Source organism: Porphyromonas sp. COT-290 OH860, assembly GCF_000768935.1.
In the GTDB taxonomy this organism is placed as follows: domain Bacteria; phylum Bacteroidota; class Bacteroidia; order Bacteroidales; family Porphyromonadaceae; genus Porphyromonas.
The window spans coordinates 30375-49254 of sequence record NZ_JRAR01000075.1 but is presented as its reverse complement, the minus strand read 5'-3'; the positions used below and the strand labels follow the sequence as shown (position 1 = coordinate 49254).

Here is an 18880-nt window from a genome sequence, read left to right as displayed (position 1 = left end):
ATTTTATTGTACACGTCTACTGCGACTAAAACTGCGGTAGCTATCTGGCTCGATCTCAATATCGGGTTCTTGCCAGCCAGCCTCTGGGACTTGTGGCACGAACTGAATATACTTAATCGTTAGACCACGGCTCAGCCACTGACGTTCGTAGTAAGTCTTAATCTCTAGTATATCACTAACGACCTCACCAGCATAGAGGTCGTCGGTAATGGTTAGCACAGGCAAGCCATTGAGCTCAACCATAGCTTTGGTATAGGTGTAGAGAAAGGGGCTATCGGTCTTGAGGTGGATAATCCCCTCGGGTTTAAGTAGGCGGGCATAGCGGCTGACAAAGCCCGTTGAGGTCAAACGCTTGGTTACTTTCTTCATCTGAGGATCTGGGAAGGTAATCCAAATCTCATCGACCTCTCCATCAGTAAAAAAGTGCTCCAGAAGCTCTATCTCCGTGCGCAGGAAAGCGACATTAGCCATACCGGCCTCGTGGCTCTGGGTTGCTCCCGTCCACATACGAGCCCCCTTGATGTCTATACCAATGAAGTTCTTGTCGGGGAAACGCTGCCCCAAGCCTACCGTATACTCGCCCTTACCACAGCCTAGCTCTAGGACAATAGGGTTGTCATTGCCGAAGAAATCCTCTCGCCAACGCCCCTTGAGCGGGAAAGCCTCTTGGCTGATGCGTGCCCATGGGTACTGGAAAACGTGCGGATAGCTCTCCATTTGGGCAAACTTGGCCAGCTTATTCTTCCCCATTAGTCCTCAAACAGATTGATAGATTCGCTATAAGCCATCTCTCCCTGCACGACGAAACGGATCTGATCACGATCGAACTTACCTACGCCGTCCTTCATCGCATTCTTGACCACATAGTCGAGTAGCTCCTCCTCGTCGAACTCTACCACTGCGTCCTCATCGGCATCTTCATCACCAAGCAGGCCACGGCTCTCATAGAAATCATAGATCAGGTCTACGAAGTAAATGATATCATCGTCACTAAGCAGCTCTTTGAGCTCCTGTGGGATATAGTTGCGAATGAAGGCCACAGAGGCCATATCATCATAGCCGAGCAATTCTTCTGCCATAATATCAATTTGTTTTGAGTAATCGTATCTATTATTTCGTATAGGTAGCCGAGCACTTGCGGGTTTCATCTATGCGTACAGCGATTAGGCTAACGCCCGTACCTGCTAGTAGCTCTACCCCGACGACCTCCACCAAATGGCGAGCCATCTGCTCGGCCGTGGGGTTGAAGGGCACGACGACTAAGTCCTCATGTGCTAGCTCTCTGAGGCTTGGGAGCAGAGGATCTTGATCCCAAAGCATCATCTTATGATCCCAGTTCTCCTCTAGCCACTGACAGAGAGTGGCCTTAATCACACCGAAGTCAATCACGCGCCCTAGAGCATCGAGTTCCTCGGACGAGCAAGTGAAATGAATGCGATAGTTATGTCCGTGCAGGTGTCGACATTTATTCTCGTGGCCAACCACACGGTGCCCCATGCTGATGTCGTGATAGCGTTCTACTGTAATCATCTTTGTGTCCTATTCAGCCCACAAAGATACGGCTTTTTGCCATAGCCTACCTCATTATGGTTGGTCAATGAGGGTAGGACAATGCCGAAAGTGGCTATTTATATTTTGGGTCAGTTTTCAGAATGTTGATGAGAAGACCAGAGCGAGGGAGGAAGGAAAACAATAGGCCTCATATTTGTCCCCTAGCAAGCCCTAGATTAACATTCAGCCTTATTTCGGCACTTGGGCCCAGACAAATGAAAATACCCGCCTTAAACAAGACAAAAATAAAACACTAAAAATCAACAATATAAACAAATCTCACAGATAATCTCATGTACATCAGTGAGCATCTTGGAGTATTTCTTCCCATCAACCCTTGGGGATTGGAGGACACATCTCAAGCGATCAGCCCACCAATTCAAAAAAATCTTCCCATCAATTTTGTAGCCTCCTCTATACTTAGACCTCGATTTAGCTCTTCAACGCCACAAATCTACGCCTCACCCCTTATCATATCTTTACAACCAATTTATATAATCGCACTCAAACTCCTCGAAGAGAGCATCTGTTGCCTCAGTATGCCATAGTACTAATATCTTTTAGTAATTTAGGGGGCTAGAAGCATCTAATGGACATTTATAGATTGCCCCTAGGCTAAACTATGCTTGATATGAAAGTACAACTACCGATAGGGATTATCTCCCTAGCTGCCACTCTAGTGACCGCACCTCTATCTGCCTTCGCTCAGCAAGGCAAGCCGTGGTTAGACCCCGAAGTCAATGGCATCAACAGATTGCCTATGCGCACAAATTTCTTCGCCTTCGACCGTGGTGAAGCCACTAGCGATGCCAGAGAGTCGCAAAACTATCTATCGCTCAATGGCATCTGGCGATTTCATTGGGTAAGGCACTTTGACCAGAGGCCACTTAACTTCTTTGAGCTTGACTATGACGATAAGGCTTGGGCTACAATGCCTGTCCCCGGTGTTTGGGAGCTCAATGGCTACGGAGATCCGCTCTACTCCAATGTTCCCTACCCTTGGCACAACCAATTCAAAACTCAACCACCACTAGTCCCCGAGCACAACAACCATGTAGGCTCGTACCGACGCATCATCAGCATACCCAAGTCTTGGAGTGGAAAAAGCATCATCGCCCACTTCGGCTCTGTAACCTCCAACATGACGCTCTATGTCAATGGACGCTATGTAGGCTATAGCGAAGACAGCAAGTTGCCCGCAGAGTTTGATCTAACGCCCTACCTCAAAGTAGGAGCAGAGAACTTGATCGCCTTTCAGGTACACCGCTGGTGCGACGGCACATACCTCGAGACACAGGACTTCTGGCGCCTCTCAGGAGTAGGTAGAGATTGCTTTCTCTTGGCTCGGGAGCGTCAGGGCATCGAGGATATTCGCCTGACGCCCTCATTGGACGACAACTATCAGCATGGCACTCTAGAGGTCAACCTCAAGCGCAAAGGAGCGCAGCCAGCAGAGCTTACCCTACTCGATGCCAACGGCAAGCAGATACTAGCACAGACTCTCCCTGCTGCGCAAAGCAAACTCCTGCTCAACATCGAGAACCCCCGCAAATGGTCTGCCGAAGATCCCTATCTGTATAAACTGATTATACGCAGTGGCTCGGAGGAGATCCGCCAAAACGTAGGCTTCCGACGTGCAGAGATGAAAAACAAGCAGTTCATGATCAATGGACAACCCGTACTGATCAAGGGAGCTAACCGCCACGAGCTAGACCCCGATGGCGGTTATGTGGTATCTCGTGCACGTATGGAGCAGGACATTCGCCTGATGAAGGAGCTTAACATCAATGCGGTACGCACCTGCCATTACCCAGACGATAGCTATCTCTATGAGCTATGCGACAAGTATGGGCTCTATGTAGTAGCCGAGGCGAACCTAGAGAGCCACGGCATGGGCTACGACAAAGAGTCTCTCTCTCACAGCAAGCAGTGGCGCAAGGCACACCTAGAGCGCAACGTGCGCCAAGTGGAGCACCTCTACAATCACCCAAGCATCATCACTTGGTCTACGGGCAATGAGGCAGGCCCGGGGAAGAACTTCGGAGCAGCCTACGATGCTATCAAGGCCATTGACCCCCACCGCCCTGTACAGTACGAGCGCTCTGGCACCGACTATACCGATATATATACACGTATGTATCGCCGTCCACACGAGATGATCGAGTACATCAAGAATAACCCCAAGATGCCTTTCATCTTATGTGAGTATGCACATGCTATGGGAAACTCTATGGGAGGATTCGACGAATACTGGGATTTGATCCGCAAAGAGCCACTTCTGCAAGGAGGTTTCATTTGGGACTTCGTAGATCAGAGCCTACGCAGCCAGACCAAAGACGGGCGTAGCTTCTACGCCTACGCAGGCGACTACAACCGCTACGACTACGCCGAGGACAATAACTTCTGCAACAATGGTCTATACAGCCCAGACCGCACCCCCAACCCTCACACCGAGGAAGTACGCTACCAGTACCAAAATATCTGGACGACCCTAGTAGATGCCAAGACGGCAGAGATAGAAGTCTATAACGAAAACTTCTTCATCGACCTAGGTCGCTACGATCTGCGCTGGGAACTATCGGTAGATGGCGTACCTGTACAGACAGCGACTATTGCGCTACCTGCTATTGCCCCTCAGAGCCGTGAGCGACTACGCCTTGGCATCGAGCCTAGAGCCGTCAAAGCAGAGCAAGAGCTTACCCTACAACTGAGCTATCGCCTGCGACAAGCAGAGGGTATGCTACCGGCGGGCAAGGAGGTGGCACATCAGCAATTCGTCCTCAAAGCTGCAGAGTATCAGCCACTCACCCTCACCCACAATAAGCTCTACAAGCCAGCCACACTAGACGAGCGAGATGTACGCTACCTCATCGTAGAGGGCGAGCGCTTCCGCCTAGATATCGACAGACGTACGGGCTTTATCACACGCTACGACTTCGCTGGCCGTGAGCTACTAGCAGAGGGAGCAGACCTCAGACCCAACTTCTGGCGTGCGCCTACCGACAACGATATGGGAGCCAGCTTACAGCAGAAGTACAAGGTCTGGCGCACCCCGGAGATGAAGCTCAAGAGCCTACAAGCCAAGCAATCGGCCAGTGGGTTCGTGCGCATAGATGCGACCTACGAGATGCCTAGTGTGGGTGGTGCACTCAGCATCAGCTACGACATAGACAACGACGGACGCATCATATACAGCCAGAGCCTCAAGCCTAGTGATAGTACAGCGAGTAAGCAGGTTGCCAACCTCTTCCGCTTCGGGCTAAGAATGAAGATGCCACTGGTGTACGACCGTCTAGACTTCTATGGTCGTGGGCCAGTGGAGAACTACGCAGACCGCAAAGCCTCGCAGCACTTGGGTCGATACCAACAGACCGTAGCCGAGCAATTCTACCCCTACATACGCCCACAAGAAACGGGAGCTAAGGCCGACCTACGCTACTATCGTGTTGTGGATCGTGGTGGCTTCGGGCTAGAGTTCCGTGCCGAGTATCCACTACAAGCCTCTGCCCTAGATCGCTCATTGGAGAGCCTAGATGGCTATCCACACAAGACGCAGCAGCACTCGGAGCTTATCCCACGGGCCAACTTCACCGATGTACAGGTAGATCGCTACCAGATGGGGCTAGGCTGCTACGACAGCTGGGGCGCATTGCCTCAGAGCAAGTATCTGCTACCCTACCAAGCCTACGATATGCGTGTGCTCATCAGCCCTATTGATCTGTATTAACCATTAATTATCTCCCGATATGAACACCAAATCAGTCCTCTGCGTACTATCGGCAGCCTCGCTAGCTCAGCTAGCGCAGGCTCAGAAGCCTCTTAATATCGTATATATTATGAGCGACGACCATGCCCAGCAGATGATTAGCTGCTACGACCAGAGATACATTCAGACACCCAACATTGACGCACTAGCCCAAGAGGGAGTGCGCTTTACGGAGAGCTTCGTAGCAAACTCCCTCTCGGGCCCTAGCCGTGCATGTATGCTCACAGGCAAGCATAGCCATCTCAATGGCAAGAAGAACAACGAGCACGATCAGAACTTCGATCAGAATCAGCAAACTATGCCTAAGCTCCTACAGAAGCATGGCTACCAAACGGCTCTCGTAGGCAAGCTACACCTAGAGGGCATACCACAGGGCTTCGACTACTGGACGATGCTCCCGGGTCAGGGTGACTACTACGACCCACACTTCGTCCAACCGGGCCGTGACAAACTGACCGATACGGTACAGATCAAGGGGTATGTAACCAACATCATCACAGACCTCAGCCTAGATTGGCTAGACAAACGTGACAAGGAGAAGCCATTCGCCCTATTCATTCATCACAAAGCGGCACACCGCAACTGGCTAGCCGACACGACGGATATCAAGGCTTTTGAGGATCAGGAGTATCAGCTCCCCGATACCTTTTGGGACGACTACAAGGGGCGACAAGCCGCTGGTAAACAAGAGATGCACATCGTGCACGACCTCAATCTAGTCTACGACCTCAAGATGCTCGAGGAGGGACAACCAGCCAAGGGATTAGGCCGCTGGTACAAGGGGCAGCTAGAACAAATGGACGCTCCTACCAGAGCTCATTTCGACAGCCTATACAGACCTCTAGCTCGTGCCTTCTACGCACAGGCCCCACAGGGCGAGGAGCTAGCCCGCTGGAAGTTCACACGATATATGCGTGACTACTCCAAGGTGGTCAAGTCACTCGACCGTAACATCGGCCGTGTCGTAGATTACCTGCGTGAGCATGATCTGCTAGAGAATACACTCATTGTGTACACGAGCGACCAAGGCTTCTATATGGGAGAGCATGGTTGGTTCGACAAGCGCTTCATGTACGAGGAGTCTATGCGCACACCTCTAGTGATGCGCCTACCCGCTTCGCTCAAGAAGCGTGGCGATATTGCTGAGCTAGTGCAGAATATCGACTACGCTCCCACCTTCCTCGATCTGGCAGGAGCACCCATACCAGAGGATATGCAGGGGGTATCTCTGGCTCCACTACTACGCACCAACAAGGACAATAAGCTAGAGCGCAAGAGCCTATACTACCACTTCTACGAGTATCCGGGTGAGCACGCTGTTCGTCGCCACTATGGCGTGAGAGATAAGCGGTACAAGCTCATCCACTTCTACGGCGACTTCGATGCTTGGGAACTCTACGACCTCAAGAAAGACCCCAAGGAGCTTAACAATCTATATGACAATCCTCAGTACCGCAAAGTACAGGCACGTATGCACAAGGAGCTCGATCGCCTACGCAAACACTACAAAGCTGAGGAGGCTAAGTAGCTTCAAAAGCAGATCTAAGCAAAGGGTAAACCCTCTGTGAAGCCTAGGCTCAGTGGTCGATACACCTATAATTGTGGTCGTGTTTCACAATCGCAATTATAAGTGTATCTTTGTGGCTCAGAAGCGTTCTTGAAGCAGTGAGCTAGACCAGCTATAAGCTAAAGAGTTTCATAGATAAACTATTAAACTATCATAATATAAATGATATGCAACAGCGCAAAAGAGCAACTCTGATCCTTGACGACGGCAGTCGATACGAGGGATATGCCTTCGGGCACGAAACCGCCGTCGCTGGCGAAGTTGTATTTAATACCGCTATGACAGGCTATACCGAGAGCCTGACCGACCCCAGTTATCGTGGACAAATTATGGTGATGACCTTCCCCTTGGTCGGCAACTATGGTGTCCCTAGCTACGAGAAAGACGAGCATGGCATAGAGCTCTATATGGAGAGCAACCGTATCCACCCTCTGGGTTTAATCGTGTCGGATTATTCGGAGAACTATAGCCATTGGAATGCCGTAGAGTCGCTAGGGAGTTGGCTCAAAAGAGAGCAGGTCTTCGGTCTAACGGGCATTGATACACGAGAGCTTGCCAAGACCTTGCGTGAAAAAGGCTCAATGAAAGGGAAGATCGTCCTCGAGGGAGGGGAAGATATTCCCTTTGTTGATCATAGCGAGCGCAACCTAGTGGCAGAAGTATCGCCGACAGAGGTTACCACATACGGCAATGGTCCCAAGAAAGTCGTGCTGGTAGACTGTGGTGCCAAAAACAATATCGTACGTCAGCTTATTAGTCCCAAGGTAACGCTCTATCGAGTGCCTTGGGACTATGATTTTAATCAGATTGACTTCGACGGCCTCTTCCTCTCAAATGGCCCCGGCGACCCCAATATGTGTGGCGCAACTGTGGCCAACATACGCAAGGCTCTTGAGAAGGGTAAGCCGATCTACGGCATCTGCATGGGCAATCAGCTCCTAGCGACAGCAGCAGGAGCTACAGTACGCAAAATGAAGTATGGGCACAGAAGCCACAATCAGCCAGTGCGTGAGGTGGGCACACACCGCTGCTTCATCACTAGCCAGAACCACGGCTATACCGTAGATCCCTCTACCCTAGCCGAGGGTTGGCAAGAAAAATATATCAACCTCAACGATGGGACCAACGAAGGTGTATGCCACAAGACACTCCCCTACGTATCTGCCCAGTTCCACCCAGAGGCTTGTAGCGGCCCGACCGACACGATGTCGATGTTTGAAGAATTCCTAAGCAAACTCTAACCCCTCAAACTCATAAAATAAGATGCAATACGACAAGCCAAATAAAGTTCTACTACTAGGTTCTGGTGCTCTGAAGATTGGGGAGGCTGGGGAGTTTGACTATTCAGGATCCCAGGCCCTCAAAGCCATGCGTGAGGAGGGGATCAAGACTGTCTTGGTAAACCCCAACATCGCCACGGTACAGACGAGCGAGGGCATAGCAGACGAAATCTACTTCTTGCCCGTGACGCCCTACTTCATCGAGCGAGTCATTGAGAAAGAACGCCCCGAGGGTATTCTCCTCGCTTTCGGCGGGCAGACAGCTCTCAACTGTGGTGTCGCTCTACACAAAAGTGGCGTACTAGAGAAATATGGTGTACGTGTACTCGGTACTCAAGTCGAGGCGATCATGAACACCGAGGATAGAGATTTATTCGTCGATCGCCTCAACGAGATTGACGTCAAAACCATACAGAGCGAAGCCGTAGAAACACTCGAGGACGCACGCCGAGCAGCAGCCAGCCTTGGCTACCCGGTGATCATTCGTGCTGCGTACGCACTAGGAGGTTTAGGTAGTGGTTTCTGCGACAACGAGGCCGAGCTAGACGAGCTCTGCTCCAAGGCATTCTCATTTAGCCCACAGGTACTAGTAGAGAAGAGCCTCAAGGGGTGGAAGGAGATCGAATACGAGGTGGTACGTGACCGCTACGACAACTGTATTACGGTATGTAATATGGAGAACTTCGACCCCCTCGGCATACATACGGGCGAGAGTATCGTCATCGCACCATCTCAGACACTTACCAATTCGGAATTCCACAAACTGCGGGAGATCGCCATACGCATCGTGCGCCACATCGGCATTGTCGGGGAGTGTAACGTGCAGTATGCCCTAGACCCTCATAGCGAAGACTACCGAGTTATCGAAGTTAATGCCCGCCTATCTCGTTCGTCAGCTCTAGCCTCCAAGGCAACTGGCTATCCACTAGCCTTCGTGGCGGCCAAACTAGGGCTAGGATATGGTCTGTACGAGCTCAACAACTCTGTTACACGTACAACGCCTGCTTTCTTCGAGCCGTCACTCGACTACGTTGTCTGCAAAATCCCTCGCTGGGATCTTGGCAAGTTCCATGGAGTATCTCGTGAGCTTGGTAGCAGCATGAAGAGCGTGGGTGAAGTCATGGCCATAGGACGCACCTTCGAGGAGGCTATGCAGAAGGGACTTCGTATGATCGGGCAAGGAATGCACGGCTTCGTAGGCAATAAAGAGCCTAAGATTGACGATATCGAGACCGAGCTTCGCCGTCCTACCGACACGCGTGTCTTCGTAATCAGCCAGGCCTTCAAGGCTGGCTATACGGTAGAGCAGATCCATCAGCTAACCAAAATCGACCGCTGGTTCCTCGACAAGCTTTATAGCATCATACAGACTTCGGAGGAGCTAGCCAAGTATAGCAGCCTAGAGGAGGTATCTAAGGAGTTTCTGCTACACGCCAAGCGTCAGGGATTCTCAGACTTCCAGATTGGTCGCTTCGTCCTAAGCGATACAGATCAGAATGCAGATGCTAGAGCGCTTGCCGTACGCCAGTACCGCAAGTCGCTCGGGGTCCTACCTGTTGTCAAACAGATTGACACACTAGCAGCCGAGTACCCAGCCGAAACCAACTACCTCTACCTCACTTACAGCGGTACGACCAACGACGTAAGTTACGAAAATGATGGGCGCTCGGTGGTAGTACTTGGCTCAGGTGCCTATCGTATCGGTAGCTCTGTCGAGTTCGACTGGTGTGGCGTGAACGCACTCGACACCATTCGAAAGGAGGGATTCCGATCAGTGATGATCAACTACAACCCCGAGACAGTAAGTACGGATTACGACATCACAGATCGCCTATACTTCGACGAGCTGACCTTCGAGCGTGTTATGGACATTCTGGATCTCGAGACTCCCAAGGGCGTAATCGTGTCTACCGGTGGCCAGATCCCCAATAACCTAGCAATGAAGCTGGACGCCCAGAATGTACCGATCCTAGGTACTCAGGCCAAGAGCATCGACAACGCAGAGGACAGACACAAGTTCAGTGCTATGCTCGATAGACTTGGCGTAGACCAGCCTCGCTGGCAGGAGCTCACTACACTCGAAGATATTGACAGTTTCGTAGAGGAGGTTGGTTTCCCCGTCCTCGTTCGTCCTAGCTACGTCCTCTCTGGTGCCGCAATGAATGTTTGTTCCAATGCTGATGAACTACGTCGTTTCTTGGAGCTAGCCGCCAATGTATCGAAAGAGCACCCCGTCGTAGTGAGTCAATTCATCGAGCATGCCAAAGAAGTGGAGCTAGATGCAGTAGCAAGGAATGGCGAAATCATCGCATACGCCATTAGCGAACACATTGAGTTTGCAGGCGTACACTCAGGAGATGCTACCATTCAGTTCCCCGGTCAGAAGCTCTATGTAGAAACCGTACGCCGCATCAAACGCATCAGCCGTCAGATCGCAGAGGCTCTACAAATCTCAGGCCCATTCAACATTCAGTTCCTCGCCAAGGGTAATGAAATCAAGGTGATTGAGTGTAACCTCCGAGCCTCTCGTAGCTTTCCATTCGTGAGCAAGGTACTCAAGATTAACTTCATTGAACTTGCCACACGAGTGATGCTCGGCTTGCCCGTTGAGAAGCCTAATAAGAATGCTTTCGACCTCGACTACGTAGGGATTAAGGCTTCGCAGTTCTCTTTCGCTCGTCTACAAAAAGCCGACCCCGTACTCGGCGTAGATATGATGAGTACAGGAGAGGTAGGCTGTATCGGCGATGACACCAACGAGGCGATTCTCAAGAGTATGCTCTCGGTAGGCTACCGTATCCCCGAGCGATCAGTCCTACTCTCCACTGGTGGGTATAAGCAGAAGGTAGATATGCTCGATGCCTCTCGCCTACTCTGGCAGAAAGGCTATAAGCTCTACGCCACTCAAGGCACGCACGATATGCTCAAGGAAAATGGTATCGAGAGCACGCTTGTCTACTGGCCAAGCGACGAGGGCAAACACCCACAGGCTCTAGACTTGCTCCACGATCGGCAGATTGATATGGTGGTAAACATCAACAAGAATCTGACCGCACGTGAGCTGACCAATGGGTATAGACTTCGCCGTGCCTCGATCGACCTGAATATTCCTCTCCTGACGAATGCACGCCTAGCGTCCGCCTTCATCACGGCTTTCTGCAACCTATCGCTAGATGACGTCCAGATAAAGCCATGGAGTAAGTACTAAAATTACTCTCTTCTTTGCCTAGAGAGTCACTAGGCAATATCCATACCATGCAAAGGCTCTGCATCACTCTCACCGATGCAGAGCCTTTGGTCTATCTACAATGCGCAAAAACTGGCCGATACGAAACAATTAGCCGAATTTATGTGTTAAATAATCGAAAGAGGCTTCTAAAGCTATGCAACCAGACGAAGTATTTATTGCTTCCAGCTCAGAGAACAGATTTGCACCGCTAAGAGGAGCCCCATTAACATTCAAATAGTGGAATAAAGATGAAAAAGAAAACTACCGTGCTATGTGCTACGATGCTATTGGGAATGAGCAGTCAGGCAATAGCTCAGATTAATGACGTTACCCTTACGGTGTCTCCGATGGCTGGTTACACGTGGTGGGACAAGAATCTAAACCTAGGAGAATCTCCTTTCTGGGGCGTACGTGCAGGCTTCGGTTTCGGCCCCATTCTTGAGCTAAGAGCGAACTATGAACGCAGCTTCGACCTTAAAGGCAAACTTCAGGGCGCCAACTGGAATGCTCTAAACAATCTAGGTGAAAAGCTAGAGGGTTCCAAGGCACAGATTGAGCGTATGGGCGGGGAGCTCAAGCTCAACCTCTGGGCTGGTACAATCTTCACTCCCTATGTGACGGCTGGTGCTGGTGTGATGAACATCAAGTACGACACAGAGCAAGACAAATCTTACCGAGAAGAACAGCTCTACGGAGCTCTTGGGGCTGGTGTCAAGATCAACTTTACCAAGCGCACAGTACTATCACTAGAAGGTAAGAACACCCTATTCAATCTAAACAAAAACAACCGCTACCTAGCAGCAGGAGCAAATCCAGACAACACACTCCAGAACTGGGGCGCTCAGGCATCGCTAGACTTCTATCTAGGTGGACGCAAGCAGAGCGGCGACCGCATCACACGAGCCTATCGTGCACTCTATAGTGATGGTTTCAAAGGTATAAAGTTTGTTCTGGAGCCCGGTATCGCCTATGTTGATTTGCACAACAAGTCTGTTATGCAAGATCAATGGTTCGTAGGGGGAGCAGCTGGGATAGACTTCACTTCTCTACTAGGTATCCGTGGTTTCTACTATGCAGCTACCAAGGATCCACTCAAGCTAAGCCTCAACTTCACAGACGACGTCAAGATGTATGGTGGTAACCTCATCGCTCGTCTTAATCAACCTCGTGGTGTAACTCCCTACCTGACTCTCGGTGGTGGTTACCTAGATGTCAATAGCAAAAACTACGTTGATATCGACGGAGCACACAACGCCAAGAGTGGCTGGTTCGCTATGGGTGGTGCTGGTATTGAGATCCCTCTGAGCCGCCATATCGCCCTGTATGGTAACGCGAGTGCAATGCTCAACGAGCAAGAGAATCCAGATGTCAAGGCCGTAACTGAGCCCTCGCAAGTGCGTGTGAGCATGATGTACCAGACTGGACTGAGATTTAACTTCGGTAGCCGCAGCCGTGGCGGCGAAGCTCTCTACCGCAGCTACGCCGATAGAGAGCGCCTCAGCGAGCGCCAAGCCAACATGGAGAAGCTCAACGAGATGCGTGCCAAGTACGATGCTCAGATTGCCGAGCTTAACGAGGAACTTGCTCGTGCTGCTGAGGAGCTAGATCAGGAGAGAATGGCTCAGCTCGTTGAGGAGAGGAAGCAAGTTGTAGAGGAAAAGAACGAGGTCGTTACGAAGATCAAGAAGGAAGAAGACATCGCCGTACGTGAAGTTGAAGCCGAAGTTGTAGCTACGCCACAGAGCAAAACCGTAGTGATGACTCGTTCTCAGCTAGAGGAGCTAATCTCACGTGTAGTAGAGAAGAGCCAACCCAAGCAAGAGAAGTCGTCTGAGCTAAGCGGCATGAGCGACCTAGACAAGATCCTACTCTTCAGTGTACTAGGCAACAACGTCTATCGCCTACCCGCACAGCAGCAGGTACAGCCAGTAGTACAGCCACAGAGTGTACCAAGTGCAGAGCTATCCAAAGTACTTGACAAGACGGAGGAGCTGGTGCGCAAGGTAGATGGTCTAGAGAATAAACTCAATCGCACGCAAGAGACCATGCTGCGCCAGCAGATGATTGATGCAACGAACCGTCTACAGCAGCAGCCTATCCAGATCATCGAAACAGACCAAGAGGGTGTAAGTGGCAGAAGAGAGGTACGTGTGCACACGATCGACAACGATAAGCAGCAGCTAAAAAGCAAGTCCTACGAGGTCGTTACCGACAGCTACCTCAAGTACTCCAGTGTAGACATCATGACAGGTCTGGGTATCGGTGACGCTACAACATGGAATGTAGCAGTACGCCCCAACTGGCAGCTCGGCAAGTCCGCTTTCTTCTTCTCTCCTGAGTTCTCTTATGGCTTTGGCGACAAGACTGCTTGGTCTGCGGCTGCTAACCTAACCTATCGCTTCGATCTAGGTGCAAACTCCAAGATTGCTCCCTATGCAGGTGTAGGTTTCGGCTACTCAGATATCAACAGCAATGGTCGCTTCGGTACTAATGTGATACTCGGAACAACTATCAAGAGCGTCTTCGGAGGAAGATTCTTCGCAGACTATAGCCTTCGTCCTCACTTCAAGAATCATCAGTTCTCCGTTGGCTATAGCTTGATGTTCTAAATCTGTATCAACTAATGAATATAGGTATGAACAAGCTTTTTGCCCTATTCCTCAGCCTCGGCATCTCTGTGAGTGCATTCTCACAGAGTGCCGATAGAGGTACAGCCAATCCGACAGCGAAAGCAACGGCGGATGAGGAACTAATAGAAATTGATCGAGATAATCTAGAGCGTGCCCTAAATGAGCTATCCAAGGCTCTCCAGAAAGAACGCCCTAGCTCTAGTGCAGATCTTAGGACGACTCTCCTCAGACAGCAGCTACTCCTGCACCTACTTGCATCAAGAACCCAAACACCCGTAGTACAAGGTGGGGGCGACAGTCACTACTATGCCGCGCCACAGCAGCCTACTCGTATGCCGAGTACAGAGAGCTATGATGCTCGCCTCGATCGGATCGAAACGATGCTTATGCTCCTGCTCAACCAAAGAGTGGAGGCTTCTACCGCAAATAACCGGACCATCATACGCCGTAAGAACAAAACCTCTGCCGAACCTCTAGATGCAAAGATTGAGTTAATGAGTGCTTCGACACAGGCAGACAACGATCGTCTGGTGCGCTTAGAGGAACAGCTAAGCCGTCTACTGGCGCAGAAGCAGAACCATCGTGTAGACACAGTCTACCGCATTGATACTGTACACGTGCATCGTATAGATACTGTTAGAGGTGAGATGATGCAGATGGATTTGCAAGCTCCACAGGTCGTATCCTTGACCGATACTGTACGTATCGTAGAGCACAAGGTGGACACGGTATCGGTGATAGATGTGTCGGACTTCAAGCGGTCGATTTACTTTGCAGTCGCTAGCTCTAAGCTAGATGCTTCGTCCCATAAAACCTTGCTCGAAGTCGTAGACTTCCTTCGTCAGCATCCACAAGCTAAGGTACGTGTACTTGGGTTTGCCTCATCAGATGGCAATGCTAAACGTAATGAACAGTTAGCTGCCCAGCGTATGCAAGCCGCTGTAACCTTTATCAAGGAGGCTGGCGTCACCAATCAGATCGAAACATTTGCGGGTGGTATTGACCGCCAAGTGCGCAACTATCAGCTAGCTCGTCGAGTAGACATTACCCTAGTCAAGTGATTGTGTACGCTCATTAACCCAATATGATAGGGGGCTGTGTCAAACTTCGTTTTGGCGCAGCCCCTTTTCTTTCGCTATCTCTGCACATGAAGAGGTAATGTGAAATCACTCCATCTATAAGTACATTAGGCTGATCATTAGGCTTTGCATGGAGGATACTTATTAGGGGGGACTAGCCAATATGCTAATCCCCCCCAACTTTTTGTAGCGACTTTCCCCTGTTCCTAGAGGAAGAAGAGTAGTAAAATCTGCGCCGAAATGATGCGAATGAACATGGCTACGGGGTAGACCGTAGCATACGCTACCGAACAGGTGCGTGACTTCGTCTGCTCTACTGCATAGTCAAGAGCAAAAGGATTGGCCATCGTACCGCATATCATTCCCGAAGCCTCGGAGAAGCTCTGTCTGAAAATCTTCATCGACAAGAAACCCGAGATAAGGGTTGGAACAACCGTAATAGCGAAGCCCACAATCAGCCACTGCAAACCTGCCCCATGGAGCAAAGTATCGACAAAGCCTGCCCCACTAGACAATCCGAGCCCTGCTAGGTAAATGATGATACCCAACTGCTTGATAAGCTGTGTAGCGCTATTGGTCATGTAGGTAGCTAGATGCAGACGAGGGCCAAAAGCTCCCATCAGTATGCCCACGATGATAGGACCACCAGCCAAACCCAAGCGTACAGGAATACTCATACCGGGGATATACAGAGGAATAGAGCCGATAAGACAGCCAACGAAGAGCCCAAAGAAGAAGCTAATTAGATTGGGCTTATCCAGCATCTCAATGGAATTCCCAAGTAGCTTAGATACCTGAGAGAGCGCCACCGACTCGCCCACGATCGTTAGTCGGTCACCCGTCTGTAAGTAGAGATCTGGCGAGGGCAAGAGCTCGATACCCGCACGGTCTATACGTGTGATATTGATGCTGTACTTGTTGCGTAGCTTGAGGGCTTGTAGCTTCACCCCATTGAGTTTGGGGTTTGTCACAATGATACGCTTGGAATTGAGCTTGGCATCGATTGCGTCCCAGTTGATGTCGGGGCGGTTCCAGTCTTGTTTGTCATCTCTACGCCCGAAGAGCGCCTCTAGATGCTTGAGGTCCTCCTCGTGGCAGAGGATCAACAGATGATCACGCTCCTGTAGCTGCGTCTGAGAGGTGGGGAGTATCAGCTCCTCATTGCGCCAAACACGTGATATGATGAAGTGTTTGTCTGTCATAGCAACAAGTTCGCGAACCGTATGCCCAAAGAGTGCCGCATTGATCACCTCAAACTCGGCAACGTATGCAGTCCTAAACTCCTCCTTGCTCTTGGTACTCTTGCGGGCGCCTAGGCCATTGAGCAGAGCGAGAGCGAGGATGACCCCGACTATACCTAGCGGATAGGTTACGGCAGTAGCCATGGCTGCCTCTGCGACCATATCGGTCGCCTCTGGACAGGTAGACTGTAGAGTGCTCTGTACAGCTGCCAGTACGGGCGTGTTGGTCACAGCCCCCGACATGATACCCAACATATTGGGCATAGAGATATCTGTCCAGTAGTGCAGCCCGAGGATAAGGATATAGGTGATGATAATCATACCCAAGCCATGCAGATTGTACACGATGCCTCGGCTACGCAATGAGGGGAAGAAAGAGGGGCCGACCTCAACGCCCAAGGCGTAGACGAAAAGAACGAGGCCGAAGCTCTGTGCAAAGCTCGTTAGCTCGGCCTGAGTGACGACGCCAAAATGTGCAGCAAGGATACCGACAAAGAACACAAACGTCACCCCTAGAGATATACGCCCTAGGCGTAGCTTACCCAAGAGCAAGCCTATACCCGAAACTAAAGAAAGGATAATAATAGTCTGTGTACTAGATGGTTCTAGAAGCATCGCTCTGAACCACTCTATCACTTCATTCATCTTAATCTTAATCTTAATCTTAAATTAACTTCAACTTAACGGTTACAAAATTACGAATATATCGCAGGATAAGACACATACAAAACGAAAGTGTGGCAGAGGGCTGTCTACCTCTACCACACTTCATCGTATTAACTAGCGCTAGATGCTTAAGCTCAACCTACACGATCTCCAAAAATAGCAGAGCCAATGCGTACAAGTGTAGCACCATACTCCATAGCGATCTTGTAGTCCCCACTCATACCAATAGACAGCTCCTCGAAGTCGTCTGGCTCGTGTAGCAAACCCGAGGTCTTGATGCGATGAAACAGCTCCTGCATCGTGGCAAACTCTCGGCGGATAAGCGACTCATCGTCGGTATTAGACGCCATAGCCATTAAGCCAGAGAGCCTAACTCCCTCGAAGTCTTGCGGATTGTTGTGAATCAACTCCAGCACCTCTCTGAGCTCATCGGTATCAAAACCACTCTTGCTATCCTCTCTAGCCACATGCACCTCGAGAAGCACCGATATGGTACGTTGGTTTTTGATAGCCTGCTTATTGATCTCTCTGAGGAGCTTGAGCGAGTCTACACTCTCGATCGTATCTACAAAGGGAGCTATATACTTGACCTTATTAGTTTGCAGAGGGCCAATGAAGTGCCACTGTAGATCGAGATAGATCGCCGAGAGAATGTCGTGCTTAGCCACAAGCTCCTGTACACGACTCTCACCAAAAGTACGTTGGCCTGCCTCGTAGGCCTCGATAATGACCTCGGCAGGGTGAAACTTGGAGACTGCCACAAGGTGCACGCCCTCTCTCAAGGTCGCCTTGACAGCCTCCAGTCTACTGGGTATCGTATCGCTACTATTGAGCTCCATAACGGAAGACATCTAAGATCTGTGTATCTGTAATCGAGGCAATCTCATAGGCACCGAGCTGCTTCTCCATTTGGCTGACGAGCTCTGTGACTGCCTCAGAGAGGCTCTCGCTCTTGATAAGCATATTGACGCCGGCCTTTTTCTCCATACCGCTCTTCTCGTCGATCGTGATGAAATTAACCCTCGCCTTATAGTAATGATCGGCTTCTTCCCTCTCGTTGAGGAATAGCTCGGCCAGTTTGACGCGCTTGATATTGGACACCTCCAACTCGCCAATAGATACTAGAGGCTGAATTTCTTTGATGACACGCTCCTCAGCCTCGGTGAAACTCATAGCATCAACGAGATAGAGCTCAGAAACCTTCTTCATACCCATACCATCTGCTTGGCGTTCGTAAGACACCTTGCACTCAAACCAATAGTTCATATTCTTATCTTAATCTATACTTGATATTATATAATGCATACAAAGATAGTTTTATTTCCTCTTTGGCTATCAAATATCGGACTCGTCGCAGATGAGCACAGCGAACCTGCAATCCACCTTACTGAGCAGCGAAGCTCGCCTACCAAACACACAAGCGGGTGCTCAAGTACAAGACGCGCTGATGCGACACGCAAACGTGCTATTTTTTCGTTAAGATCTGTAAACAAACAGCCTATAAATTGAGTAATACACAGACTAACTCTGCCAGACCAAACTGCTCAAACAACTATTTTGATGGGAAGACTTTTTCGGATTGGTGGGTCAATCGTTCAAGGTATCCCCACTAATTGGGGCGGATTGATGGGAAAAAAGTCCTTAGGGAGCCATACAAGTGCACCAAATTTCAGGAAAAACCCAAACCAAACACTTATTTATTAGATACTTACAAAAAAACGCTTTTGGAGTACTAACTCCATTCGGCTGGGGCTAGAGTGCCCAAACGGGGCAAAACTCGCTGTATGGCCTACTAGGGGGCAAATACGAGGTCTAGGCGCTCTATCCTTAAGAGCAGATAAAAGGGTACGAAGATGCAACAGATCTGTAAA

The 18880-nt window shown here is 50.2% G+C and carries 12 protein-coding genes; 6 read left to right on the top strand and 6 right to left on the bottom strand.

Translation table 11 applies throughout. The features are described from left to right. Positions 1 to 3: 3 nt before the first annotated feature. The 3 genes from trmB to HQ41_RS08450 are packed head-to-tail and all read right to left on the bottom strand — an operon-like array spanning position 4 to position 1530. Positions 4 to 750 carry a tRNA (guanosine(46)-N7)-methyltransferase TrmB gene (gene trmB / locus HQ41_RS08460; RefSeq protein ID WP_044190455.1) on the bottom strand — a complete coding sequence of 249 codons (747 nt, stop codon included), beginning with the start codon at positions 748 to 750 and terminating at the stop codon, positions 4 to 6. Beyond that, on the bottom strand, positions 750 to 1079 hold the full coding sequence (locus HQ41_RS08455) for a hypothetical protein (RefSeq protein ID WP_044190454.1): 330 nt from the start codon (positions 1077 to 1079) through the stop codon (positions 750 to 752). Before HQ41_RS08455 ends, trmB begins: the two co-directional genes overlap by 1 nt. Positions 1080 to 1110: 31 nt before the next feature. Beyond that, the gene (locus HQ41_RS08450) at positions 1111 to 1530 is read right to left on the bottom strand and encodes a 6-carboxytetrahydropterin synthase (RefSeq protein WP_044190452.1); all 420 of its coding nucleotides are present in this window, start codon (positions 1528 to 1530) and stop codon (positions 1111 to 1113) included. A 652-nt stretch (positions 1531 to 2182) separates the two neighbouring features. Here HQ41_RS08450 and HQ41_RS08445 point away from each other — a divergent pair. The 6 genes from HQ41_RS08445 (at position 2183) to HQ41_RS08420 (ending at position 15084) form a co-directional block, all read left to right on the top strand. After that, positions 2183 to 5278: a glycoside hydrolase family 2 TIM barrel-domain containing protein gene (locus tag HQ41_RS08445; RefSeq protein ID WP_044190546.1), complete on the top strand. Its 3096-nt coding sequence runs from the start codon at positions 2183 to 2185 to the stop codon at positions 5276 to 5278. Between the two features lie 19 nt (positions 5279 to 5297). After that, positions 5298 to 6845 (top strand): sulfatase, encoded by a 1548-nt coding sequence (locus tag HQ41_RS08440; protein WP_044190451.1) that lies wholly within the window; start codon positions 5298 to 5300, stop codon positions 6843 to 6845. 206 nt (positions 6846 to 7051) lie between these two features. Continuing rightward, positions 7052 to 8125 (top strand): glutamine-hydrolyzing carbamoyl-phosphate synthase small subunit, encoded by a 1074-nt coding sequence (gene carA / locus HQ41_RS08435; protein ID WP_044190448.1) that lies wholly within the window; start codon positions 7052 to 7054, stop codon positions 8123 to 8125. Positions 8126 to 8147: 22 nt separating this feature from the next. Next, positions 8148 to 11372, top strand: a complete 3225-nt coding sequence (gene carB / locus HQ41_RS08430; protein WP_044190446.1) for a carbamoyl-phosphate synthase (glutamine-hydrolyzing) large subunit — start codon at positions 8148 to 8150, stop codon at positions 11370 to 11372. A 269-nt stretch (positions 11373 to 11641) separates the two neighbouring features. Continuing rightward, positions 11642 to 14002, top strand: coding sequence for an outer membrane beta-barrel protein (locus HQ41_RS08425; protein ID WP_044190444.1), 2361 nt, complete (start codon positions 11642 to 11644; stop codon positions 14000 to 14002). A 26-nt stretch (positions 14003 to 14028) separates the two neighbouring features. After that, positions 14029 to 15084 (top strand): OmpA family protein, encoded by a 1056-nt coding sequence (locus HQ41_RS08420; protein ID WP_161780601.1) that lies wholly within the window; start codon positions 14029 to 14031, stop codon positions 15082 to 15084. Between the two features lie 224 nt (positions 15085 to 15308). On the opposite strand, the gene HQ41_RS08415 is transcribed toward HQ41_RS08420, so the two are convergent. From HQ41_RS08415 to HQ41_RS08405, 3 genes are all read right to left on the bottom strand, one after another. Then, positions 15309 to 16988: a putative transporter gene (locus HQ41_RS08415; protein WP_044190438.1), complete on the bottom strand. Its 1680-nt coding sequence runs from the start codon at positions 16986 to 16988 to the stop codon at positions 15309 to 15311. 155 nt (positions 16989 to 17143) lie between these two features. Beyond that, entirely contained in the window at positions 17144 to 17848 is a 705-nt protein-coding gene (locus HQ41_RS08410; RefSeq protein ID WP_044190436.1) for a YggS family pyridoxal phosphate-dependent enzyme, read from the bottom strand. Further along, complete coding sequence (locus tag HQ41_RS08405; protein WP_044190434.1) at positions 17835 to 18275, bottom strand: DUF4494 domain-containing protein; 441 nt, start codon at positions 18273 to 18275, stop codon at positions 17835 to 17837. Before HQ41_RS08405 ends, HQ41_RS08410 begins: the two co-directional genes overlap by 14 nt. Positions 18276 to 18880 lie beyond the last annotated feature (605 nt).